The organism is Rhodanobacter thiooxydans (assembly GCF_030291135.1).
GTDB lineage: Bacteria > Pseudomonadota > Gammaproteobacteria > Xanthomonadales > Rhodanobacteraceae > Rhodanobacter > Rhodanobacter thiooxydans_A.
Map to the genome: position 1 here is coordinate 364,963 of NZ_CP127409.1, position 23,373 is coordinate 388,335.

Annotated in this window: 21 protein-coding genes; 7 read left to right on the forward strand and 14 right to left on the reverse strand. The window is 68.8% G+C overall.

The genetic code is table 11. The features are described from left to right. Positions 1 to 17 precede the first annotated feature (17 nt). From QQA13_RS01515 to QQA13_RS01525, 3 genes are all read left to right on the forward strand, one after another. The gene (locus QQA13_RS01515; protein WP_108472035.1) at positions 18 to 1,220 is read left to right on the forward strand and encodes an aromatic amino acid transaminase; all 1,203 of its coding nucleotides are present in this window, start codon (positions 18 to 20) and stop codon (positions 1,218 to 1,220) included. 91 nt (positions 1,221 to 1,311) lie between these two features. Then, entirely contained in the window at positions 1,312 to 2,229 is a 918-nt protein-coding gene (locus QQA13_RS01520; protein ID WP_108472034.1) for a recombination-associated protein RdgC, read from the forward strand. A gap of 115 nt (positions 2,230 to 2,344) precedes the next feature. Then, positions 2,345 to 3,115 carry a M48 family metallopeptidase gene (locus tag QQA13_RS01525; RefSeq protein ID WP_108472033.1) on the forward strand — a complete coding sequence of 257 codons (771 nt, stop codon included), beginning with the start codon at positions 2,345 to 2,347 and terminating at the stop codon, positions 3,113 to 3,115. Between the two features lie 18 nt (positions 3,116 to 3,133). Here the strand turns inward: QQA13_RS01525 and QQA13_RS01530 are convergent, their stop codons facing one another. The 3 genes from QQA13_RS01530 to QQA13_RS01540 form a co-directional block, all read right to left on the reverse strand. Next, positions 3,134 to 3,721 carry a sterol desaturase family protein gene (locus tag QQA13_RS01530; RefSeq protein WP_108472032.1) on the reverse strand — a complete coding sequence of 196 codons (588 nt, stop codon included), beginning with the start codon at positions 3,719 to 3,721 and terminating at the stop codon, positions 3,134 to 3,136. A 149-nt stretch (positions 3,722 to 3,870) separates the two neighbouring features. After that, positions 3,871 to 4,815: an alpha/beta fold hydrolase gene (locus QQA13_RS01535; RefSeq protein ID WP_108472031.1), complete on the reverse strand. Its 945-nt coding sequence runs from the start codon at positions 4,813 to 4,815 to the stop codon at positions 3,871 to 3,873. Positions 4,816 to 5,004: 189 nt separating this feature from the next. Further along, positions 5,005 to 6,858 carry a M1 family metallopeptidase gene (locus QQA13_RS01540; protein WP_108472030.1) on the reverse strand — a complete coding sequence of 618 codons (1,854 nt, stop codon included), beginning with the start codon at positions 6,856 to 6,858 and terminating at the stop codon, positions 5,005 to 5,007. Positions 6,859 to 7,055: 197 nt separating this feature from the next. On the opposite strand from QQA13_RS01540, the gene QQA13_RS01545 reads away from it, so the two are divergent. Next, positions 7,056 to 9,191 (forward strand): putative bifunctional diguanylate cyclase/phosphodiesterase, encoded by a 2,136-nt coding sequence (locus QQA13_RS01545; protein WP_234411340.1) that lies wholly within the window; start codon positions 7,056 to 7,058, stop codon positions 9,189 to 9,191. 57 nt (positions 9,192 to 9,248) lie between these two features. Here the strand turns inward: QQA13_RS01545 and QQA13_RS01550 are convergent, their stop codons facing one another. The 5 genes from QQA13_RS01550 to QQA13_RS01570 are packed head-to-tail and all read right to left on the reverse strand — an operon-like array spanning position 9,249 to position 14,277. Next, a complete protein-coding gene (locus QQA13_RS01550) occupies positions 9,249 to 9,728 on the reverse strand; it encodes a DUF2269 family protein (protein WP_108472028.1) in 480 nt (159 codons plus the stop codon). Continuing rightward, positions 9,725 to 11,017 (reverse strand): SDR family oxidoreductase, encoded by a 1,293-nt coding sequence (locus QQA13_RS01555; RefSeq protein WP_108472027.1) that lies wholly within the window; start codon positions 11,015 to 11,017, stop codon positions 9,725 to 9,727. Before QQA13_RS01555 ends, QQA13_RS01550 begins: the two co-directional genes overlap by 4 nt. Positions 11,018 to 11,051: 34 nt before the next feature. Further along, complete coding sequence (pip, locus tag QQA13_RS01560) at positions 11,052 to 12,005, reverse strand: prolyl aminopeptidase (protein ID WP_108472026.1); 954 nt, start codon at positions 12,003 to 12,005, stop codon at positions 11,052 to 11,054. A 60-nt stretch (positions 12,006 to 12,065) separates the two neighbouring features. Further along, positions 12,066 to 13,757 (reverse strand): acid phosphatase, encoded by a 1,692-nt coding sequence (gene acpA, locus QQA13_RS01565; protein WP_108472025.1) that lies wholly within the window; start codon positions 13,755 to 13,757, stop codon positions 12,066 to 12,068. Between the two features lie 25 nt (positions 13,758 to 13,782). Next, positions 13,783 to 14,277 carry an Lrp/AsnC family transcriptional regulator gene (locus QQA13_RS01570; protein WP_108472024.1) on the reverse strand — a complete coding sequence of 165 codons (495 nt, stop codon included), beginning with the start codon at positions 14,275 to 14,277 and terminating at the stop codon, positions 13,783 to 13,785. 140 nt (positions 14,278 to 14,417) lie between these two features. Here QQA13_RS01570 and QQA13_RS01575 point away from each other — a divergent pair, with 140 nt between their 5' ends. Both QQA13_RS01575 and QQA13_RS01580 read left to right on the forward strand, forming a co-directional pair. After that, complete coding sequence (locus tag QQA13_RS01575; protein WP_108472023.1) at positions 14,418 to 15,338, forward strand: DMT family transporter; 921 nt, start codon at positions 14,418 to 14,420, stop codon at positions 15,336 to 15,338. A 10-nt stretch (positions 15,339 to 15,348) separates the two neighbouring features. After that, positions 15,349 to 15,648 (forward strand): cupin domain-containing protein, encoded by a 300-nt coding sequence (locus QQA13_RS01580; RefSeq protein WP_108472022.1) that lies wholly within the window; start codon positions 15,349 to 15,351, stop codon positions 15,646 to 15,648. Positions 15,649 to 15,655: 7 nt separating this feature from the next. Here the strand turns inward: QQA13_RS01580 and QQA13_RS01585 are convergent, their stop codons facing one another. From QQA13_RS01585 to QQA13_RS01610, 6 genes are all read right to left on the reverse strand, one after another. Beyond that, positions 15,656 to 16,270, reverse strand: coding sequence for an FmdE family protein (locus QQA13_RS01585; RefSeq protein WP_108472021.1), 615 nt, complete (start codon positions 16,268 to 16,270; stop codon positions 15,656 to 15,658). Between the two features lie 13 nt (positions 16,271 to 16,283). Then, positions 16,284 to 16,550 (reverse strand): DUF2249 domain-containing protein, encoded by a 267-nt coding sequence (locus tag QQA13_RS01590; protein ID WP_108472020.1) that lies wholly within the window; start codon positions 16,548 to 16,550, stop codon positions 16,284 to 16,286. 77 nt (positions 16,551 to 16,627) lie between these two features. Further along, the gene (gene ubiE / locus QQA13_RS01595) at positions 16,628 to 17,395 is read right to left on the reverse strand and encodes a bifunctional demethylmenaquinone methyltransferase/2-methoxy-6-polyprenyl-1,4-benzoquinol methylase UbiE (protein ID WP_108472019.1); all 768 of its coding nucleotides are present in this window, start codon (positions 17,393 to 17,395) and stop codon (positions 16,628 to 16,630) included. Positions 17,396 to 17,423: 28 nt separating this feature from the next. Beyond that, entirely contained in the window at positions 17,424 to 20,069 is a 2,646-nt protein-coding gene (gene plsB, locus QQA13_RS01600) for a glycerol-3-phosphate 1-O-acyltransferase PlsB (protein WP_286042391.1), read from the reverse strand. 31 nt (positions 20,070 to 20,100) lie between these two features. Continuing rightward, positions 20,101 to 21,018: a hypothetical protein gene (locus tag QQA13_RS01605; protein ID WP_108470519.1), complete on the reverse strand. Its 918-nt coding sequence runs from the start codon at positions 21,016 to 21,018 to the stop codon at positions 20,101 to 20,103. Positions 21,019 to 21,315: 297 nt separating this feature from the next. After that, positions 21,316 to 22,203 (reverse strand): 5'-nucleotidase, lipoprotein e(P4) family, encoded by an 888-nt coding sequence (locus QQA13_RS01610; protein ID WP_108470520.1) that lies wholly within the window; start codon positions 22,201 to 22,203, stop codon positions 21,316 to 21,318. Positions 22,204 to 22,328: 125 nt separating this feature from the next. Here QQA13_RS01610 and QQA13_RS01615 point away from each other — a divergent pair, with 125 nt between their 5' ends. Then, positions 22,329 to 23,360, forward strand: coding sequence for an AI-2E family transporter (locus QQA13_RS01615; protein ID WP_108470521.1), 1,032 nt, complete (start codon positions 22,329 to 22,331; stop codon positions 23,358 to 23,360). The last annotated feature ends 13 nt before the right edge of the window (positions 23,361 to 23,373 follow it).

Sequence of the window (23,373 nt, forward strand, 5' to 3'; positions counted from 1 at the left end):
CGAACCGAGTAACCGCCGTGTCCTTCTTTGCTTCCGTTGAAATGGCCCCGGGCGATCCGATCCTTGGCCTTACCGAAACCTACCTGGCCGATCCGCGCCCCGGCAAGATCAACCTGGGCGTGGGCATCTACATCGACGAGCAGGGCCGCATCCCGCTGCTGCCGAGCGTGCGCGAGGTGGAGCAGGCGCTGGTCGCGGCGGCAAAGCCGCGCGGTTACCTGCCGATCGACGGCCTGCCCGCGTACAACCGGCTCACCCAGCAGCTGGTGTTCGGCACCGGGGCGCCGCTGCTGGCGGCCGGCCGCGTCGCCACCGTGCAGACCGTCGGCGGCAGCGGCGCGCTGCGGGTGGCGGCGGACCTGCTGAAACAGGTGGCCGGGGCGGGTGCGAAGATCGCCATCAGCAACCCCAGCTGGGGCAACCACCACGCCGTGTTCCGCACTGCCGGCTTCGTCCTGCTGGAGTACCGCTACTACGACCCGGCCAACCATGGCCTGGACTTCGCCGGCATGCTGGAAGACCTGGGCCGGCTGGAGCCCGGTACCGTGGTGCTGCTGCATGCGTGCTGCCACAACCCGACCGGAGTCGACCTGGATGCGGCGCAGTGGCAGCAGCTGGTCGACCTGCTGAAGGAGCGCCGGCTGCTGCCGTTCATCGACATGGCCTACCAGGGCTTCGCCCAGGGCGCCGATGCCGATGCCGCCGGCGTGCGCCTGCTGGCGTCGTCGGGGATCGAGGCGTTCGTGGTGGCCAACTCGTACTCGAAGTCGTTCTCGCTGTACGGCGAGCGGGTCGGCGCGCTGTCGATGGTCGGTGCCGACCGCGACGAGGTGGCGCGGCTGCTGTCGAAGATCAAGCAGACCATCCGCGCGAACTACTCCAGCCCGTCCACGCACGGCGCTGCGCTGGTCGCCGGCGTGCTCGGCAGCACGGAGTTGCATGCACGCTGGGAGCAGGAACTGGGCGGCATGCGCGAGCGCATCCATGCGATGCGCGCCGGTTTCGTCGACAAGCTGGCCGCGCTGGGTGCCGCGAATTTCGGCTTCATCAACCGCCAGGCCGGCATGTTCTCCTACTCCGGCCTGAGCAAGGCGCAGGTGCACCGGCTGCGCGACGAGCATGCGATCTACGCACTCGACAGCGGGCGCATCTGCGTGGCGGCACTGAACCGGGCCAACCTGGACACCGTCGCCGCCGCCGTGGCAGCGGTCAGCCGCTGAACTGTCCCCTTGCCGAACATCCCGTCCCCGGCCCGCACCGGGAACGGGCAGACAAATGCCTGCCTGCGGGCAACCATCATCCGGATCCTGAATGTTCTTTCGCAACCTCACGCTGTTCCGTTTTTCTCCCGCCGTCGCCACCGATCTTGACCGCCTCGACGAGGCACTGGCCGAGCACCGGCTGCGCCCGTGCGGGCCGCTGGAAATGTTCACCAAGGGCTTCGTGCCGCCGGTCGGGCGCGGCGAAGGCGAGCCACTCACGCACACGGTGAAGCACTGCACCCTGCTGACCGTGGGCGGTGAGGACAAACTGCTGCCGGCCGCGGTGATCAACGACGAGCTGCAGCGCAAGGTGCAGAAGATCGCCGAGGAAGAAGGCCGCAAGGTCGGCGGCCGCGAGCGCAAGCGGATCAAGGAGGATTTGCTGACCGAACTGCTGCCGCGCGCCTTCGTGCGCAATTCGCGCATGTCGGCCTACGTCGACAGGAAAAACGGCTGGCTGGTGCTGGACACCTCCAGCCGCAAGTCGGCCGAGAACGCGCTGAGCCAAGTCCGCGAGGCACTGGGCAGCTTCCCGGCGGTGCCGCTGGCGCCGGAGGAAGGCCCGCGCGTGCTGATGACCGACTGGCTGTCCAGCGGCAACCTGCCGGCCGGCCTGGCCCTGGGCGACGAATGCGAGCTGCGCGACTCGGCCACCGCTACCGGGGCGATCGCCCGCTGTCGCCGGCAGGACCTGGACGCCGAGGAGGTCAAGGAGCACCTGCGCAACGGCAAGCAGGTGTTCATGCTTGGTCTCACCTTCGATGAGCGGATCAGTTTCGTGCTGGGCGAGGACCTGATCGTGCGCAAGCTGAAATTCCTGGACGTGGTGATGGACGAGCTGGGCGACAGCCAGCAGGACGCCCACGCCGAGCTGGACGCCGGTTTCGCCCTGCTGACGCTGGAACTGGAGCGGTTGCTGGGCAAGCTGGAGGAGTGGTTCGGCCTGCCGCGCCCGGCCGATAGCTGAACGAAAAATCCATACCGCCGCGACGTCCGGCGCGCCATACTGGGTGTCCGGCCGCTTGCGGGCGGCGGATCCCCATCTTTGATCAGAACGGGCCAGGCGAGTAGCAGGCAGGATCATGGCGCAGCATCTGGAAGGCGATTGGCTGGAACTGGCCACGGTGAGCGGCAGCATCATCCGGGTGCTGAAGGCCGCCCATCCGCGCGCGCGCCGGCTGCGCCTCACGGTGACGCCGCAGGGCGCGCGAGTGACCTACCCACTCGGTACCCACCCGGCCCAGGTCAGTGCGTTCCTGCGCGTTCATGCCGAGTGGCTGGAGCAGAAGCTCGACGAGCTGAACCTGATCGTGGAGCCGCTGCCGCCGCTGCGCGTGGGCTATCCGTGCAGTTTCCCGCTGCGCGGCGAGACGGCCGAGCTGGACTGGGCCGAGGGCACCTACCCGAAGATCGAGCCGCACGCGGCCGGCCTCACCCTGGTGATCCCGCGTCCGCACACGCGTGCGCTGCCGATCGCCCGCGGGCTGCTCGCCTCGCACCTGGAAACGCTGATCCGCCGCGACGTCTCGCGCTGGCTGGCCGGCTACGTGCCGCAGCTGGGGCTGGCGCCGACCTCGCTGCGCATCCGTCCGATGAAAAGCCTGTGGGGCAGCCTGGACACCCGCGACCGCATCAACCTGGACCTCGCCCTGGCGCTGGCGCCGCCGGCGGCGCTGCGCTACGTGCTGGCGCACGAGCTGTGCCATCTCAAGGTGCGCAACCATTCACCGCGGTTCTGGGCGCAGGTCGAGAACCTGTTTCCGGACTGGCGCGAACAGCGCGACTGGCTGCGCCAGCACGGCGCGATCCTCAAGGCGGAACTCGACCGTCTGGTCGACGACGTGGCCGACTGACGCCCGCGTGCGGCCGGCTCAGCGGTTCCGCGGCTGGCGCACGTACTTCGTGCCCAGCAGCACATCCCACAGCGGCGAGGTGACCCCGAAGTTGCTCTCGGGGTGATAGTGGTGCACGTGATGGGCGCCGGCCCAGCGGCGCAGCAGCGGCTGCTTGAAGCGCACGTGGTGGATGATGAAGTGGCTCAGGCCGTAGACGATGTAGCCGAAGGTGATCGCGCTGGCCAGCAGCATGGCGAAGCCGGTCGGCATGAGCAGCACGAACACGCCAGCCAGCGCCAGCAGCACCGCCGGCGGCAGGAAGAACGGCAGCGAGTCGTAGCCCAGCGGCCGCGCGTGATGCAGGTCGTGGCCCTGCGCGAACAGCGGGATGCGCGTGTGGAACATCCAGCGGTGGAAGAAGTACTCGATGAAACTGAAGGCGAACAAGCCCAGGCCGAGCGCCAGCAGGGCAGTCAGCGGGCCGCCTGCATGCCGGCGCCAGCCGAGTACCAGCAACAACAGGCACAGCACGATGTCCACGCCGAGCTCGGCCCAGTAATTGGTGCGGGTGGCGGACATCCGCATCACCGCATCGACGAAGATGCGCCAGGGACTTCGCTTCATCACTTGCTGCACCGTCCTGCCTTCCTGCGCATGGGTACGCCAGACTGCGGCGTCATCACGGCATTCTCCCACGGTGTCACACGCAATTCACAATAATGGGCCAGGGAGGAGCGGATCCGTTCAGCAACCGGCGATGCTTGCGCCGTGGCTCAGTGCGACAGCGCGAAGCCGGTGAGGATCTGCGCGGTCTGTTCGGGCTTTTCCAGCATCGGCATGTGATTGCAGCCGTTGATGGTGCTGGTGCTGATCGCGCTGGCAGCGGTCAGGCCGTTGCGCAGGCTGTCCAGTGCGGAGATGTCCACGATCTTGTCATCGTGGCACCACAGGCCGAGCACCGGCATGGTCAGCTGGCCGAGCCGGTTCTGCACCGAAAGGTATTGTCCGGGCTCGCGCAATTCGTCGAAGCTGCGCTCGATGAAGGCGCGGTCGCGCTGGTTGCGCTGGATGAACACGTCGACGAAGCGGCCGGGCAGGTCGAGCGGCTTCTCGAACGCCAGCAAGCTGGCCCGCTCGAAGCCGGCACGGTCGTCGTACACGAACGGGTTCCTGCCGGCCAGCGCCTCGCGGTCGAACGTGTTCTCCTTGCCCTTCAGGCCGAATGCGTCGACCAGCGCCAGAGCAGCCACGTGCTCGGGGTGTTCGCTGGCGTACACGCCGGCGATCGCACCGCCCATCGAGTGGCCGACCAGCAGGAAGCGCTGCAGGCGCAGGGTCTGCACGAACGCGTCGAGGCGCCCGGCCTGGGCGTCGATGTTGTAGCTGGCGCCGGGCACCCGCGAGGAATCGCCCCAGCCGGGCAGGTCGGGGATGATCAGGTGGAAATGCGGCGTCAGCAGCTTCGCCGTCTCCAGCCACACGCTCTTGTCGGCGTCGAAACCGTGCAGCAGCACGATGGTCGGTCCCTGGCCGCCTTCGTAGTAGACCCAGTGTGTGTCGCCGGCCTGCACCGAATGTTTCTCCAGGTGCGCCGCCATCGCCTCGCGCGTGACGTTCGCCTGCAGCAGCCACTGCGGCGCAAACAGGTAGCTGCCACCCAGCACGATCGCCAGCAGCGCCACCAGCCACGCCAGGAATTTCAACCGGCGCAGCAGCATGCGTTTCCAGAGCGGGGTGGTGCTGTTCGTCGATGGTGGCATGAGGGTTTTCTTGGTGAGGTCTGCGGATGTCACTCCCTCCCCCTGCTTTGCAGGGGAGGGCTGGGGTGGGGTGCTCTTGATCTTGATCGAAGATCAAAAGCTACCCCCATCCCAACCTCCCCCTGCTGCGCAGGGGGAGGAGCCTGGTTACTTCGCTTTCTTTGCCTTGGCGAGGATCCCTTCGACCACCTGCTGGGTCAGCGGGTGGTAGCCGGCCCTGGCCTTGGCGTAGACCTGCTCGGCAAACGCCAGGCCTTCGGGGGTCTTCACCAGCGCCTTGTACAACGGCGTGGTCAGGTAGATGCGGCCGATGCGGGTCATGTGCTCGGCGGCGGCGTTCCACACCGCCTTGTCGCCGGCGGCGATCGCGTGGCTGTACCAGCGCATGCCGATCTCCGCGTTCGGCGTGCCGGTGAGATGCCAGGCGGCGTCCAGTTGCTGCATCTTCGCCAGCGGCGGCGCGTCGGGCAGGCGGTCGAGGAAGTACATCCATTCCTGCGTGTTCCAGCCCTTGGTGTCAAGCTTGTCGGCAGCCAGCGAGCCGGCGAGGAAGTCGCTGCGCTCGCGGTCGATCGCGTTGAAGCGCGGTGAGTCCGGCAGCGGCGCGTCCTTCGGAATGCCTTCGCCGTAGACCCAGGCCTTCACCTCGTCCCAGCCCATCTTGCCGGGATACTTCTCGATCAGGTTCGGCTTCAGGTAGTCGAGCATCTGCTCGGTGGTGATGCTCTGGAACGCGAAGTGGTGGAAGTAGCCCTTCAGGTACGCGTCGAAGTGTTCGCGGCCGAAGCGCTGCTCCAGCGTGCGCAGGAACCACGAGCCCTTGTCGTAGGCCACGTCGGACAGCGCATCGTCGGCGCCGACGCCGCGCGGATCGGGCGCCAGCTTCTGCGCGTTGGCGGCCATCGCACCGATGCTCTTCTGCAGCGCGCGGGCGGACAGCAGCGCCTCTTCGTCGGCCAGCGCCTTGCCGTACACCGCCTCGGTGATGCGGCCCTGCACGTAGGTGGTGAAACCCTCGTTGAGCCAGATATCGCGCCACGCGGCGCTGGTCACCAGGTTGCCCGACCAGGAATGCGCCAGCTCGTGCGAGACCAGCGAGACCAGGCTCTTGTCGCCGACCAGCACGGTCGGCGTGGCGAACGTCATGTTCGGGTTTTCCATGCCGCCGAACGGGAATGACGGCGGCAACACCAGGATGTCGTAGCGGCCCCAGGCATACGGGCCGTACAGTTTTTCGGTGGCGGCGATCAGCTTCTCGGTGTCCTCGAACTCGTGTGCGGCCTTGTCGACCACCGACGGTTCCGCGTAGACGGCCGAACGCGGGCCGGTCTCCTTCACCGCGAGGTCGCCGGCGGCGATCGCCAGCAAGTAGGACGGGATCGGGTGCGGCTGGTCGAACGCGAACTTGCCGTCCAGCGGATGCTTCGCGTCGTTGATTGCGCTCATCACCACGCGCACGTCTTTCGGCGCCTTGACGTTGGCGTCGTAGGTGAAGCGGATCGCCGGCGAGTCCTGCAGCGGCACCCACGAACGGGCGTGGATGGATTCGGACTGCGAGAACATGAAGGGCAGTTCCTTGTCGGCGGTCTGCGCCGGCGTCAGCCACTGCAGGCCGGACGCCGCGGGCGAGGTGGTGTAGACGATGCGCACCTGTGCCGGATGCTTCGGCGCGGCGATGGTCAGCTTGCTGCCCAGCACCTTGTCGCGCGGGGCCAGCGCGTAGGTCAGCGGGGTGGCCTTGCCGTCGGCGGCCAGCGCCTCGACGCGGGCGATCTTCAGGTCGCGCGTGTCCAGCACCAGCGACTGCGCCTTGGCGTTCTTCCAGTCCAGTTTCAGCGTGGCCTGGCCGTCGAGCTGCTGGTGCGGGAAGTCGATCGTGAGGTCGAGGTCCAGATGTGTCACGCGCACCTGGTCGGGCTGGGCGTAGGAATTGGGATCGTTGGCGTAAGCGGCCAGCGGCAGCATGAGGCTGCCGAGGGCAAGGACGGGAAGCAGGCGCATGCAGCGACTCCGGGTGCGGGGAGGCGACGAGTATGCCATCGCACGGCGCGGCTGGCCCGTGACGGAAGGCCCGTGCGCGCCGGCGGCGATTCCGGGCGAAACTTTTTTCTTGGCGGCGAAAGGTGCAAGCTTGCGGTACGGATGTCGCCATGATCGATGGCGACGCGTCGGCAGCTCGAAGCAGGGGGAGGGGATGCATGCTGATTGGCGCGGATCCACCGGTGATCGACTATTTCATCGAAGCCTTGATCGCCACCACCGGCATCGCGTTCGCCTCCGGCGTGCAGTTCGTGGTCATCGGCCTGTGGCGGCGCGGCGAGGGCATCTACCTTTCCTACGCGCTGCTGTGTGTGTGCATTGCCGCGCTGGCGCTGGGCAACGTACTGCTGCTTCGCGCCGACACGCTGGCGGCGGCCACCGAAGCGGTGCGCTGGATGATCACGGCGGCGATCGCGAGCTTCGTTCCCATGGTGGTGTTCATCCGCGCCTATGTCGGCGCCGGTACCCACTGGCGCATGCTGCTGGCGATGGGCCTGCTGACGGCGGTTTTCCTGTGGGTCAACGCGGTGGCGCCGACCACCTTGTTCTTCTCGCGACTGGAGATCGACCAGCCCATCGTGCTGCCTTGGGGCGAGCGGCTGTATCGCGTCACCGGCACCGGTTCGATCTGGGGCCTGGCATTCCATGTGGCCAGCTATGCGGTTTTCCTGTGGGCGCTCGGCCGTGCATGGGCGCAGTACCGCGGCGGCGATACGTTGCGCGCCGTGTTGCTGGGCGGTTGCCTGGTCGTGCAATTCGCCGCCCTGTTGTGGGGCGACATCGTGGTCGACCTGCTCCGCTATCGGGTTCCGTACCTGGACGCCTTCGCCTTCCTACCCTTCGTGCTGCTGATGAGCTTGTCGCTGGCCGCGCAGATGCGCCAGCGCACGGCGCAACTGGAACACGCCCGGCGGCAGCTGGAGATCGAGGAAGGCACGCGCCGCGCCGCCGAGCACAGCCTGCGCCACCTCGCCTACCACGACAGCCTGACCGGCCTGCCCAATCGCGCCAGTGCACTGAAGCGGCTGGCCGAATCGCGTGCCGACGCGCTGGCCCGTGGCGGCTGCGGCGCCTTGCTGCTGATCGACCTGGACAACTTCAAGACCATCAACGACGGCCTGGGCCATCACGTCGGCGATCGCCTGCTGCAGGCCATGGCCGAACGCCTGCTCGCCGCCGCGCCGCCCGACACGCTGCTGGCACGCCTGGGCGGGGACGAGTTCGTGTTGATGCTGGGCTTGCGCGAGCGCACGCCGCCGGACGTGCAGGCACGTGCGGAACGGATCGCGCAGGACATGATCGCGCTGGTGTCCGAGCCGGTGATGGATGGCCGGCGTGTGCTCGGGGTTGGCGCCAGCGTGGGCGTGGCGGTATACCCCGTTGGCGAGGAGGACGTGGCCGAGCTGCTGCGCCGCGCCGACATCGCGCTGTACCGGGCCAAGGCGGCCGGCCGCAACACGGTGCGGGTGTTCCTGCCGCCGATGCAGCAGGAGGCCGACCGGCGCCTGCGCCTGGAGCGCGGCCTGCGCGCGGCGCTGGAGCAGGACTGCATGGGCACGCAGTTTGCCCTGCACTTCCAGCCGCAGATCACCGCCGAAGGCGAGCTGCTGGGCGCCGAGGCGCTGCTGCGCTGGCACCACCCGCAGCTGGGCGAGGTGGCGCCGGACAAATTCATCCCGCTGGCCGAGGAAACCGGGCTGATCCACGCACTCGGCGCCTGGGTCGTCGATGAGGCCTGCGCGCACCTGCGTGCCTGGGATCGCGACGGCGTGGCCTTCGGCAAGTCCCTGGCGGTCAACGTGAGTGCCTGGCAACTCGCCCACCCGCATTACGCCGCCCGGCTCGTCGCGCAGGTGCATGCGGCCGGCGTTGCGCCGGCGCGGCTTACCCTGGAATTGACCGAGAGCGCCTTGCTGCAGGATTTCGACGGCGCCCAGGCGACGCTGCAGCAGCTCGCGGACGCGGGCTTCCGGCTGGCGCTCGACGACTTCGGCGTCGGCTACTCCTCGTTGAGCTACCTGCAGCACCTGCCGCTGGACGTCATCAAGATCGACCGCGCCTTCGTCAGCCAGCTGCAGGCCGACGCCGGCAATCCACTGGCGGGTTTCATCGTCGACGTGGCGCACCGACTGGGCATCATGGCGGTGGCCGAGGGCGTGGAAACCGCGTTCCAGCGCGATGCACTGGAACGGATGGGCTGCGACGGCCTGCAGGGCTACCTGATCAGCCGCCCGGTAGACGACGCCGGTTTCCGCCGCTGGGTGGCCGCCGGGCAGCAGGCCCCGGTGGCCTGATGCGCGCACGCGCAAGCGGCCCGCCGTGCCGTTTGCCAGGCTGGCCGCGGGCGGGGTTCAACCCCACAGAGGCGGCTTGGCCACCATCAGCCAGAAGGTGGCGATCAGCGCAAGAAAGGCGGGCCAGCCCAGCGCGAACCAGACGCGCATGCAGCGATGGTAGGCTGGCGGCAGCGCGGTGCCATCGCGCAACGCGGCGTCGGCAAGTCGGTGTGCGCGCCACTGCAGCCACAGCACCGGCAGCCAGCAGGCGCCGGCCAGCAGGTACAGCGCGATGGCAGCCTGCAGCCATGGCGTGTGCCAGTCGAAGCCCAGCAGTCGCATCAGCAGGTAGCCGGACAGCGGCTGCACGATCACCGCCGGCGTGGTGAACAGGAAGTCCGCACGCACGGTCAGTCGTGCGGCGACCGCGATCGCCGCAAGCTGGCCGCTGCGGTGGGTGAACCAGAAGAAGAAAGCGGTGCCCAGGCCGGTGCCGAACAGCAGCGTGGACGACAGAATGTGCAGCGTTTTCAGCAGCGCGTAGACGTCGCTCATCGGCGTTCTTCCGTCGCCAGCAGCAACGCCAGCGCTGCGATCAGCGGCAGGTTCTTCAGCAGGCCGCCGAACGGATCCAGCCAGTGCGCCGGCCACGCGATGCCGATGCCGAGCGTGTAGCCGAGCAGCATCGCCAGCATCGCGCCAAGCACCCACCGCGGCCGCCAGCGCAGCAGGCACAGCGCGCCCAGCAGCAGGTCGATGCTGGCGGTGGCGCGCGCCAGGGCGAGCAGGCTGCCGGCTGAAAGCGAACTGCCGGGCGCGGCGACCGCCACCTCGGCCGGCGGGGTCAGCCAGCCGACCACACCGGAACCGAGCCAGAGCACGGCGATCGACACGCGCAACAGCGGCAGGCCGAAATACAGCCGCGCGTGCCAGCGATCCTGCACCTGGCTGGGCGCCTCGGCGAGCGCGCACTGCAGCGATCGCGGCGCCAGGCCGAGGCGTTCGCGCAGGCGGTCGATGGCGCCGGCGGCGCCGACGTTGCCGCGCTCGAGCATGCGCGCCATGGTGTTGCCGAGCGGGCCGCGACCCAGCTGTTCGCCCAGCGCGCAGGCCAGCCGCACCAGCGGCGCAGGCACCGCCAGCGCGTATGCGCGCCCGAAGCCCAGCCAGCGGCGCCAGGCCCGCAGGTAGTCGCGCAAGCCCAGCACGTCGGGGCCGACCAGTTCGAGCACGTCGCCGGCAACCTGCGGCCGGGCCAGCGCGGCGACCACGGCCGCGCCGACGTCTTCGGCGGCGATCGGCTGCAGCGGCTGCCCGCCGCGGCCAGGCAGCGGCAGCAGGCCGGGCAACCCGGCCATCGCGCGCAGCAGCGAACTGCCGCCGTAGGAGCCGCGCGCGCTGTAGACCAGCGACGGACGCAGCACCAGCCAGTCCAGTGGCAGTGCCGCCAGCGCGGCATCGCCGCGATGCTTGGAGGCGATGAAGGCACCGTCGTCGGCGTGGCCCAGCGCGGAGATCTGGATCACCCGCCGCACGCCGGCCTGCACGCAGGCGTGGAACAGCGCCAGCGGCGCCTGCTCGTGCACGGCGGCGAAAGTGTCGGCGCCGCGCTCACGCAGGATGCCCGCGCAGTTGACCACCGCCTCGATGCCGGCGAGGCGGGGCAGCCAGTCATCGCTGCGCAGGTCGCGGGCCATGTCGCAGGCGATCGCCGCGAGGCCGGGAAAGCGCGTGTCGACGCGCGCGCCGCGCACCGCGCAGACCACGTCGTGGCCAGCTGCGACCAGCGCCGCGACGATGTGTGCGCCGATGAAGCCGTAGGCGCCGGTGACCAGTACGCGCATGGAGTTTCCTCGGCGCCGGTGAAGGTGGGGGAACTCAGCAGTAGCGGTCGGCCATCAGGTCGGTTGCCGCCACCAGCTTGTCCACGATCGCCGAGTCGGCCGCGCTGTGGCCGGCCAGCACCACCTGCAGGTGCGCTTCCGGCCAGGCCTGGCTGAGGTCGTACGCGCTGGCCATCGGGCAGATGATGTCGTAGCGGCCGTGCACGATGATGGCGTGGATGTGGCGGATGCGCCCGATGTCGCGCAACAGCTGGTCGGCTTCGAGGAAGATGGCGTGGCGGAAGTAGTGCGCCTCCATCACGGCCAGGCTGACCGCCTTGTGCGGGTCCTCGAACTCGCCGCCAGCGTCGGGGTGGTGCAGCAAAGTGGTGCTGCCGCCTTCCCACGCGCTCCACGCCCTGGCCGCGGCGAGCCGGGTCGCCTCGTCGTCGCTGGTCAGGCGGCGCCAGTAGGCGTCCAGCATCGAGCTGCGTTCGGCCTCGGGGATGAAGGCAAGGAAGCGCGCCCAGCGCTCGGGGAAGATCTGCGACGCACCGCCGTCCACCTCGTTGAACCAGCGCAGTTCCTGCGGCCGGCCGAGGAAGATGCCGCGCAGCACCAGGCCGAGCACGCGCTCGGCGTGCGTCTGCGCGTAGGCCAACGCCAGGGTCGAGCCCCAGGAGCCACCGAACACCACCCAGCGCTCGATCTCCAGCTGCTCGCGGATCGCCTCGATGTCGGCAACCAGGTGCCAGGTGGTGTTGTCGGTGAGTTCGGCGAACGGGGTGGACTGGCCGGCGCCGCGCTGGTCGAACAGCACGATGCGGTAGCGCGCCGGGTCGAAGAAGCGGCGGTGGTAGGCCGACAACCCCGCGCCCGGGCCGCCATGCAGGAACACCACCGGCAGGCCGGCGGGGTTGCCGCACTCTTCCACGTACAGGGTGTGGATCGCATCCACGGCGAGGCGGTGGGTACGGTACGGCTCGATCTCGGGGTACATCTCGCGCATGGCGGGGATCTCTTGTGGATTTTCTCCTCCCCCTGCTTGCAGAGGAGGGAGTTTGTTGCGTCAGTCGAAGTGCAGGGCGGCGGTGAGGTCGCCCGGCGGCGGGCCGCCGGCGGCGATCATCGCCTGCTCGCGCAGGGTGAGGCCGGGCAGTTTCTGCAGGCCGAAGCGGCGGGTGATGAAGCGCAGGATCGAGCCGGTGTCGTAGACGGTGTGGTCGACGAAGCCCTTCTTCGCGAACGGCGACACCACCAGCGCGGGAATGCGCGTGCCCGGTCCCCAGCGGTCGCCCTTGGGTGGCGCCACGTGGTCCCACCAGCCGCCGTTCTCGTCGACGGTGATCAACACCAGCATGTTCGGCCACAGCGGGCTGGCCTGCAGCGCCTCGACCACCTGCGCCAGGTGGCGGTCGCCGGCGTCCACGCTGGCGTAGCCGGCGTGCATGTTGAGGTCGCCCTGCGGCTTGTAGAACGTCACCGGCGGCAGCGAGCCGGCGGCGGCCGCGGCGAGGAAGTGGTTGGTGGCCGGCTCGCTGCCCGTGCCGGCGTCGCGCAGGTGCTGTGCGCGCGCCGCGGTGCCGGGCGCGAACTGGCGGAAGTAGTTGAACGGCTGGTGGTGCGGCTGGAAGTTCGGCACCTCGGGGAACGTACGGTGATCGCCGTCGCCCTGGCCGTCCAGCGCCAGCTGCCAGGCGCCGGCGTACCAGGCCCAGTCGACGCCGGCGGCGGACAGGGCGTCGCCGATGGTGGCGTGGCTCTGCGCAGGCAGCGTGTTGGGGCTGGCCGCGTCGGCCAGGCGCGGGTCGTGCTTGTCGCGGCTGAATCCCGGCGCGTAGGCCGGGCCGATCGTGTTGACCGCCCAGAAGTCGGGGGTGAGCGCGTCGTGGGTGACGAACGTGGGGCGGCCCTGCATCGCGCTGGCCGGCGAGTCCTCGGCCAGTTTCGGACGGATGCCGGTGGGGTCGTCGCCTTCCAGCGTGGCGATCTGGAATTTCGCCGGGCCGCGATCCGCGTGCGGGTAGTAAGGCGGCTGCGCCGCGGCCAGGTACTGGTGGTTGAGGAACGAGCCGCCGAACGCGCCCATGAAGAAGTTGTCGCACAGGGTGTATTGGCGGGCCAGCTGCCACAGCCGCAGGTTCGCCGCGCCGTCGGCGTAGTGGCCCATGGTCATCGCGCCGGTATTGCCCCAGGCGACGAAGCCGTCGTTGCGGCCGCCGTTGATCTGCAGCTGGTTCTCGTAGAAGCGGTGCACCAGGTCGCGGGTGATCACGCCGTGCGGCAGCGGCGCGCCGTCGGGCGTGGCAAGCACGAACGGGCGGTTCGGCAGGCCACTGATCGCCGACTCGTCGATCTGGTAATGGCGGCCGTCGACCAGTTGCGAGTGCGGCGCCAGCCCACCCCAGATCGGCGGCAGCGACTCCAGCAGGCGGCCGTCGCGGTCGCGCTGGCGGTAGGCGGGCGTGTCGAACGCCTGCAGCGGCTGGGCCAGGCCGGGAAAACCCGCGAACAGGTTGTTGAAGCTGCGGTTCTCGGCGTACAGCACCACCACATGGCGGATGTGCTGGCGCAGCAGCGCGTCCAGAGCCGTGTCGGTGGTCGCGGGCGCCGCCGGCGGGCGTTCGCCGAACGGTTTGCAGCTGCCGAGGGTGAGTGCGGCACCAGCCAGCGCGATGCCGCCGAGCAGGCGGCGGCGTTCGGGGTTGGAGGGTGCTTCGCCGGGCGTGGCCGGATGCTGGTCGTCGGTCGGGTCGGTCATCGGATCGCTCGGTAGCGGGAGGGCTTCAATCGTCGGACATCGCGCGTGCCGCATTCCACATCACGCGGGTCAGCGGGCGGTTCTCGTGCGGCGTCTGCAGCACGATCAAGGTGGTGGTGCTGGTGCTGGCGCCGGTCTTCAGCAGGCGGTCGAGCACGGATTCGAGATGGCCGATCGACATCGCCACCACGTGCAGCAGGGCCGAATCCTCGCCAGCCAGGCGGCGGCATTCCAGCACCTCGGGAATGTCTTCCACCAGCGTACCGATGCGCGCGCAGGTGATGCCGTCGCAGCGCAGGCGGATCATCGCGCTGATGCCGTAGCCGAGGCGCTTCGGGTCGACCGTGGCGCGGTAGCCGCTGATCACCCCGGCTTCCTCCAGCCGCTTCACCCGCTCGGCCACCGCCGGTGCGGACAGGCGCACCTTGCGGCCCAGCTCGGCGTAGCCCAAGCGTGCATCCTGCTGCAGCGCCTCCAGCAGCTGCCAGTCCTTGCCGTCCAGTTCAGGCTTTGACTCCATGACTTTCGATTCCAAGGCAGGATCACCCACTGATTGATTCGATCGCTGGCTAAACGCAGTGAAAACGGTTTTGTGCATTATTCCTCGGTGCGACCGGCAAGACTAGGATGCGCACTTCCCCGTTACAGGAATCCGTCCCCATGGATACCGTTGATCGTCTCGATGGCCGTGCGCTGCTGGCCATCGCGATTGCCCTGCTCACCTGGTCGTCGGCGTATGCCGCGATCGCCTATGCGTTGCCGTCATTCACGCCCGGTGAGGTGGCGTTTGCGCGGCTGCTGATCGGCTCGCTGTGCTTTGCCGCATTGCTGCTGGTGAGGCGCGTGCCGTTGCCGGCACGGCGTGACTGGCCGCAGCTGGCCCTGCTCGGCGTGCTCGGCCTCACCGTCTACCACCTGTGCCTGAACTACGCCGAGACGCGGATCGCCAGCGGCACCGCCTCGATCCTGATCTCGCTGGTGCCGGCCGCCACCGCGGCGGTGTCGGCGTTCTGGATCGGCGAGCGATTGACGCTGCGCACCTGGATCGGTCTGGCGGTGGCGCTGATCGGCACCGTGCTGGTGGTGCTGGCCAGCGGACAGCGGGTGGAGGTGGATCCGCATGCCTTGCTGGTGCTGGTCTGCGTGGCCGTCTCGGCGATCTTCTTCGTGGGTCAAAAGGCGTTGTTCGCGCGCAGCAGCATGCTCGGCGTCACCGCGTTCGCGTTCTTCGCCGGCACGCTCGGCGCGCTGCCGTTCGGCTGGCATTTGCCGCAAGCGCTGGCGGCGGCGTCGTGGCCGCGTATCGGCGCGCTGCTGTGGCTGGGCATCGCGCCCACCTTCATCGGCTACCTGGCCTGGAACATGGCGGTGAACCGTGCCTCGGCCTCGCGGGTCAGCAGCTTCATCTACCTGTCGCCGCCGATCGCGCTGCTGATCGGCTGGCTGTGGCTGCACGAGGTGCCGAACGCGCTGATCCTGATCGGCGGCGCGGTCACCATCGGCGGCGTGGTGCTGGCGAATGCGCGGCGGCGTGCTGCGCCGGTGTCGGTCGCGCCGGTAAAGGCGTGCGAGCAATGCTGAGGAGCGCGTGATGGATCATCTTTTCGACCTGGCGCAGCAGGCCGCGCAGTTGGAACAGGCCTGGCGGTCGAAGCGGTTGGCGCGCGTGGGTGATGCCAACCTCAAGCTGTTGCGCATGGATGCGCAAACTTATCCGAACGAGACGCATGCGTACGCCGAGGGCTTGCTGGTGCTCGATGGCGAACTGCACCTGGACGTGGCGGGCGAGGCAGTCACGGTGGCTGCGGGCCGGCTCTACATGGTGCCGGCCGGCGTGCCGCATGCGGTGCTGCCGGGCAGCAACGGAACCCTGTTGATCATCGACGCCTGAACGGCGCTCAGTTCAGTCGGGTCAGCTGCAGCACCTGCGGGTCGTCCGCGTGATCCAGCAGCAGGCGCTGTACGCGGCCCTGCCAGGCTTGCGCGAACGCCGCGCGCTGCTCCGCCGTGGCGGCGGGCTGGAGTGCGGCGACCATCAGTTCGCGCAGGTTCGGTGCCGCCGGCACCGTGGCCAGGTCCAGTTCCACTGCCACGGCGGTGCCGTTGTCGCGACGGCGGAACTGCACCGCGCCGGCGCCCGTCGAGGCCGCGTAGCCCAGCAGCGCCTGCCGCACGAAACGGCCGCCGATGCCATGGAAGCCGTTGCCCGCGGCAGCGCCGGTGACCAGGGTCAGCACCTGCGCGATGACGCCGGTGACGCCTTCGTCCTCGGCGGCCGGCATGCGTACCGTGACGCCGCCGCGCTCGGCCGGTTCGCCCGGATACAGCGCACGCAATGCCGTGCGCGCCATCAGCCAGGCACCGGCCACGGTGGGGCAGGAATGGCCGGCCAGCCGCACGGCGTCGACATAGGCATATTCCAGCAGGCCGTCGTCGGCGGCGCCGAGGAAGGCCGCCAGCGGGTCACGCATGCGGATGCGCGGGGCCTGCTCGTAGAAGGCGGGATAATTCATGCGCCGCGGCCGCTCATTCGACCGGCATGCCGGTGATGCCGAAGTCGATCACCACCGCATCGGCGTCACGCTGGCGATAGGTCACCGTGAGGTTGTCACCCAGGCGCTCGCGCAGCTGGGCGATCAGCGGGATCGGGTCGTGGTCGTTGACGAAGCGCATCGTCTCGCCCGAACGCAGCACGTTGATCGCCCCGAAGATGGCCGAGTGACGGAAGCGGCGGGCCACGCCGCGCGCGTCGAAGAGGTGCACGTTCTGTTCGGAAACGATATCGATGGACATGGTGCGGGCTCGCAAGAAAGGGAGCCCCAACATACGCCGCGACGTGCGGCCGGCCACTGATCTGGGTCAGGGCGGCCTCAGAACTTGTACGCGCGATGGATCGCCACGATGCCGTTGGTGAGGTTGCGCACCTCGACGCGACCGAAGCCGGCGCGCTCCATCATGCCTTTCAGGGTTTGCTGATCGGGATGCTTGCGGATCGACTCGGCCAGGTACTGGTAGCTGTCGGCGTCGCCGGCGAACAGCTGGCCCAGCTTCGGCAGCACCTTGAACGAGTGGAAGTCGTAGAGCCTGCCGAACAGCTCGCTCTGCACCTTCGAGAACTCCAGCACCAGCGCGCGGCCGCCGGGCTTCAGCACGCGGCAGATGTCGGCCAGTGCCTTGTCCTTGTCGGTGACGTTGCGCAGGCCGAAGGCCATGGTCACCGCGTCGAAGCTGTTGTCGGGGAACGGCAGCGCCTCGGCGTTGAGCTGGGCCCAGCGCAGCCCGGCGACCAGGCCGCGGTCGGTGAGGCGGTCGCGGCCCACGCCGAGCATCGCCGCGTTGATGTCGCCCACCACCACCTCGCCTTCATCACCGACCACCGGTTTCATCAGTGCGGCGATGTCGCCGGTGCCGCCGGCCAGGTCCAGCACGCGGTCGCCGCGGCGCACGCCGCTGATCGCCACGAAATGGCGCTTCCACAGCCGGTGCACGCCGAACGACATCAGGTCGTTCATCAGGTCGTAGCTGCGCGCGACCGAGGTGAATACCTGGCCGACCAGTTTTTGCTTGTCGCCCACCGGCACGTCGCGGAAGCCGAAGTGGGTGGTCGATTCGGGCGTGGTCTTGGGCTGTTCGTTCATGGCCGGCAATGCTACAGGAACGCCGTTGTCAGGCGTCGGGCGGCGTGCCGCGACGGTCGCCGCCGCTGCGCCGCTCGTGTTCGTGATGCTCGGCGTCGACATGGCGTTCGTGCAGCGCGTCGTCGTCGCTGTCGGCGGGCACGTGGGCGGGCGCGGTGGCATCCTCGCGGGGCTCGACCATGGGGGCTTCCTTGTCGCCGCCGGGAGTGATCTTCAGGATCGAGTGGCGCACCTCGCGCGACAGGATCACCCGCGCGTCGCGCACCATGCCTTCCAGCGCGGCGTCGTAGTCGAGCTTGCCGGCCTCGTCGGTCCACACCACGCGGCGCTCGCGCAGCTTCTGGATGAAGCCGCGGAACAGCGCCTTGTCGAAAAACTCCGGCGCGGTCAGCTCGTTGAGCAGGGACAGTCGCTGCGCGGTGAGCGAACAGGCGTTTTCCAGCTCGGCGCCGGTCATCGTGTGCGGGCCGTTCTTGGCCAGCGCGGCGATGGTGATGTAGTAGCGCTCGAAGGCCTGGATCAGGCTGCGCGCGATCACCTTGAGCTGGAACGCGCTGTCGTCCTGGCCGGGCGCTCGTTCCAGTACGCGGCCGTCGCCGGTGGATTCGAGCAGGCCGCGACGCACGAAGAAGTCGATGGTCGCCTGCAACTGTGCGCCGAAGCCATCTTCGTCCCACGGCAGGAACAGCTCGCCCTGGATGAACGGGTAGATGATCCGGCCCAGCCGCAGCACCGAGGCACGCGACATGCGGCGGTTGTTGAGGAAGCAGCAGGCCACCCACGCGGCGGTGGCGTTGAGGTGCAGCACGTTGTTGCGGAAGTAGCTGAGCAGCACCGCGCGCTCGCCGGTGGCGGTGAGCACGTCGCCGAGTGGATGCTGCACGCGCTGGATCCAGCCCATCTGCTCGCCGTAGGCGATGATCGCGGCCGGGTTCATCGGGGTCAGCGTGATGCGGTCCGAGTACGGCAGCTCCTCCAGCATCGTCTTGCTCAGTTCGAGCTGGGTCAGCAGGTCGCTCTCGGCCATCGCGTGCTTCGGCGTGGCCAGCAGGGCCAGCGCCAGCAGGTTGATCGGGTTGACGTCGGCGGCGCGGTTGATGTTGACCTGGATCTGTGCGGCGAGGCGGTTGGTCACCGCGCCCAGCCATTCCGGCTTCGCCTCGGGGTCGGCGCCGGCGGCGCGCCAGTCGTCGCTGGCCGCGTCCAGCAGCGGCGTCAGCGCGATCGGTTCGCCGAAATTCAGCGCCACGTGGCCGTAGCGCTGGCGCAGCACTTTCAGGCCGCGGAGCAGGCCGAGCAGCGACTCCTTTTCCTTCGGCTGGCCGCTCAGTTCGCCGGCGTACGACTTGCCTTCCATCAGCTTCTCGTAACCGATGTACACCGGCTGGAACAGCACCGGCCGGCGCGGCGCGCGCAGGAACGCGCGGATGGTCATCGCCAGCATGCCGGCGCGCGGCGCCAGCAGCCGGCCGGTGCGCGAGCGGCCGCCTTCAATGAAGTATTCCATCGGCACGCCGCGGTCGATCAGCTGCGCCACGTATTCGTTGAACACCACCGAGTACAACGCATTGCCGCGAAAACTGCGGCGCAGGAAGAACGCGCCGCCGCGGCGCAGGATCGGCCCGATCACCGGCAGGTTGAGGTTCACCCCGGCGGCGATGTGCGGCACCACCACGCCCGACACGTGCAGCTGGTAGCTCATCAGCAGGTAGTCGGCGTGGCTGCGATGGCACGGCACGTAGATCACCTCGTGGCCGGGCGCGGCGGCGCGGGCCTTGTCGAAGTGGTGCATCGAGATGCCGTCGTACAGCTTGTTCCAGAAGTTGCCCAGCAGGAACGAGGCCGAGCGCACCACCGGGTGCGAGTAGTCGGCGGCGATCTCCAGCGCCAGCTGGTGCGCCTTGCGCCAGGCCTTGGCGTGGCTGATCTTTTCCTTGGCGGCGCTGGCGGCGATCGCCGCGCGCACCGGTTCGGCGTTCAGCACCGCATCGACCACGGTGCGCTTGTGCGACAGGTCCGGCCCGATCACTGCGGCGCGAATGCGGTGGAAGTGGGTGCGCAGCACCCGCGCCACCTTGCGCGCGAAGCGCTCCGGGGTGATTCCGCCGGATTCGTCCAGCATCTGCCGCAGCGACACCGGTGCGGAGAAATGCACCACCGTGTCGCGCCCGTTCAGCAGCAAGGCGAGCATGCGGCGGAAGCGGCCGACCATCACCCAGTTTTCCGCGAACAGCACGCGGAACCAGCCGCTGTCGCGGCTGGGCGCCCGGCCGACGTAGATCGACACCGGCACGATCTGGATGTCGCGCTCGGGCATGCCTTCCAGCGAGTGCACCAGTTGCCGCAGCGGTTCGTTCGGGTTGCGCTTGCGGTTGCGGCCGAGCAGGCTGCCGTCGCGCCGGGCCAGCGCGAATACCGAGCGGCGCCGGCGGGTGCCGGCCAGCGGCCGCATCGGGTTGGGCAGGCCGGCTTCGCGACAGGCGCGCTGCAGGATCAGCGCATCGGAGAAGCCGTCGCGCTCGATCACGTAGCAGACGGGCACGCCGGCCTGCAGCAGCGAGGTGGGCTCCGCCGGATCGCGGCGGATGCGCACCCACGGCTGCAGCAACTGGCCGGCCAGGTTGAACCACCAGGGGGCGCGGGGGCGGGCGGGGGAGTCCGCGGCGGTCGTCATGTGCATCCGTCCATTCTAACGGTTGCGTCGTTCAGTCTTTCGTTACGGCGCTGGCGGCGCTGGCCGGTGCCGCCTGCTGCTGCAGCTGGCGGTGCGACTGGCGCGCGTTCCGCAGCAGGTCCTCGCTGTACCAGCGGCCGTTCTCCTGCAGCAGCGCCGTTTCGGCCGATAGCGGCTTGCCGAGCAGGGTGTAGTCGACCTTCACCACGGCATGGCCGTTGCTGTTGGAGAGCGGAGTGAGCTTGACGGAATTCAGTGTGTCGTCCACCGACAGGCCGTAGATCGCCAGCAGCTGCTTGAGGCCGCCCCAGCCGACGGCGTACTTGCCCATGGTGGCGTCGAAATCCAGCGCGCGCAGCTGCTCGGGGCTCTTCAGGTCCAGCTTGCGCGCCGTCGCCACGGCCACGCCGACCGCCTGCTTCGCCCTGGCCGGGTCGAACCACGGCGTCTGCTGCGCCCACGGCAGGAGTACATCGATCACGCTGCCGGCCTGGGTCTTCTGCGTCTCGCTGAGGGTATGGCTCTGGGCGACGGCGCTCTTCAACATGGCGTCGCCGACGCTGATCAGCACCGGCAACTGGTCCTTGTATTGCCGTTCCATCGCGGCCAGCTGCGGCTGCAACTCGGCGTACAACCGGTTCTCCGCGTCCGGGCCGGTGAGCTTCTGCATCGTCTCGTTGAAGCGGGTGCGGTCCTCGGCAGTGAGCGGCCGCAGGTCGCGCTGCTGCAGGCTCCAGTCGGCACGCATGTTCGCGTAGTCGGCCGGCGGCAGCGCGTGCTTCCACAGGGCGTCGAAATCGCCGGCCTTGAGCAGCTCGATCGAGGCCTGCAGCGCGGCCTCCGGCGTGCTGCCGCCCGGTTGCGCCGCCTCGTCCTTTCCGTGACAGGCGCCCAGCAGCAGGGCGGCAAGCAGCGGCAGCATGGCGTGGCGAAGGAAGGGAAGGCGCATCGGCGGGCTATCGCGGTGAAGTGGCGGGCGGAGGGCGCCGCGGGGCGGGGTGAGCGCGCAGGGTAAGGGTCGCGGCGGCATCGAAACAAGGGCTGGGCGCAAGTTTTTGCGTCGCCAAAAAGAAAACCCCGCGGGCGCCGGGCCTCGCGGGGAAATCCGGCAGAGCCGGAAGGGAAATGGCCTTGCCTGCAAAGCTCTTGGTCAGCAGGTGTTGGCAGGCGAAATATTACTTGCTCGTTAAAGCTAAGGCAATGCTTTTGTTTTATATTGTAATTTATTGTTTTAAATGGATATTTATCATTGGATTCGCAGTGCCTCGACCTTCTGCCGGCGCCGTTGTTCGGGCGAGGCGCTCCAGTCGTTGTTGAACAGCGCCGGTTCCCAGGAGCCGTAGGTGGGATTGGGCAACACGAACCAGCGTGTGCCGATCCACGGCAGGTAGTCGGCGACGGCCTTGCGGCGGCCATCGGCGGTATTGGCGAGGACGTCGACGAAATCGCCGATCTGGTCGCCGAACTGCATCAGTACACGGTAGTGCTGCGCGACCAGCTGGCGGCGGCAGCCCTTCTCGCTGCCGGCCTGCTCGCAGCCGTCCACCACGGTGCCGAGGCCCATGAACGATTGCGGGCCGCTGACCGGCAAGCCGGCCTTGCGCAGGTTGGCCAGGGTGGCCTGGTCCAGGTCCTTGGCGCGGTTGGAGATGTAGATCACCGCGATGCCGTGCTTCTCGGCGAAGCGGGTGAACTCGACCGCGCCGGGCAGCGCGCGGGCGCTTTCCTCCCGGCACCAGGCCGCCCAGTCGGCCTCGTTGTATTCGTGGTTACCCTGCACCATGCGCGCGGCGAACGGCGAGTTGTCCAGCACGGTCTCGTCGATGTCCAGGATCACCGCCGGCTTCAGGCCCTTGAGTGGCGTAGTGCGGTCGCCCTTGCCCAGCGCGTCCCAGTGGCGGTCGTGCAGCGCCACCAGCAGGCGTGCCTGGGCATCGCGGTAGGTCTGCAGGTAGATCAGGTCGTGCTCGATCGCGGTCTGGCTCCACGCCACGGCATTGAGGTTGTCGTTCGCGGCGACGGCGGCCGGCGCCGTCGGTGCGGCCGGCGCCACGGCCACCGGTTGACGCGGCGTGGTGGCGCAGCCGGCCAGCAGGGCGAGCGCGAGCAGGGTCGTGGGCAGGCGGAATGACATCGGGAAATCCCTGGACAATGAAGAGGCGAACAGTGAACGGAGTTTACGACAGCCCCGTGGCAGGGCTGGCAGCAAGGGCGGGCTGCTGACAGACTGGCGGCCCGCACCCACGGCTTCGTCCCCGCATGGATTCCCCCTTGCCCGCGCTGCGCGAGCCTTCGCCGGCCATTCGTTACGCGAGTTACCTGCTGACGGCCGCGGCCCTGCTGCTGGTCGTCGAGATCCACCTGCTGCCGGCGCTGCTGGCCGGCCTGCTGGTGTTCGAGCTGGTGCAGGCGATGGTCCCGCTGCTGGGCCGGCGCATTTCCGGCGACCGCGCGCGGGTGGTGGTGGTGGCCGTGCTGGGCGCGGTGGTGGTGGGCCTGCTGATCCTGCTGATCCTGGGCGCGATCAGCCTGTTCCACAACGAGATCGGCAACCCCCAGTTGCTCTGGCAGCAGCAGCTGATGCCGCTGGTGGAGAAGGCGCGCCAGCAACTGCCGCCGATCCTGGTGAACAACCTGCCGGACAGCGTCGACGACCTGCGCGTGGGCGCGATCGAGCTGGCGCGCAAGCATGCGGCCATGTTGCAGCTGGCCGGCAAGGGCGCGGTGCGGGTGTTCGTGCACATCATCATCGGCCTGGTGCTGGGCGCGATCGTGGCGCTCAGCCGGACCCGCCCGGCGCACCAGATGGGGCCGCTGGCGGGGGCACTTAGCCTGCGTTGCCAGCGCCTGGCCGAGGCGTTCCACAACATCGTGTTCGCGCAGGTCAAGATCTCGCTGATCAATACCCTGTTCACCGCGATCTTCCTGCTCGGCGTGCTGCCGCTGATGGGTATCCACGTGCCGCTGGCCAAGACCCTGGTGGTGGTGACCTTCGTGGTCGGCCTGCTGCCGGTGCTCGGCAACCTGATCTCCAACACCGCGATCGCCGTGGCCGGTTTGTCGGTGTCGCTCGGCGTGGGCATCGCTGCGCTGGTGTTCCTGATCCTGATCCACAAGCTGGAGTACTTCCTCAACGCGCGCATCGTCGGCACCCAGATCCGTGCCCGCGCGTGGGAGCTGCTGGTCGCCATGCTGCTGATGGAAGCCGCGTTCGGCCTGCCCGGCGTGATCGCCGCGCCGATCTACTATGCGTACCTGAAGAGCGAACTGGAGGCGGAGCAGCTGATCTGAGCCACCGGGCGAC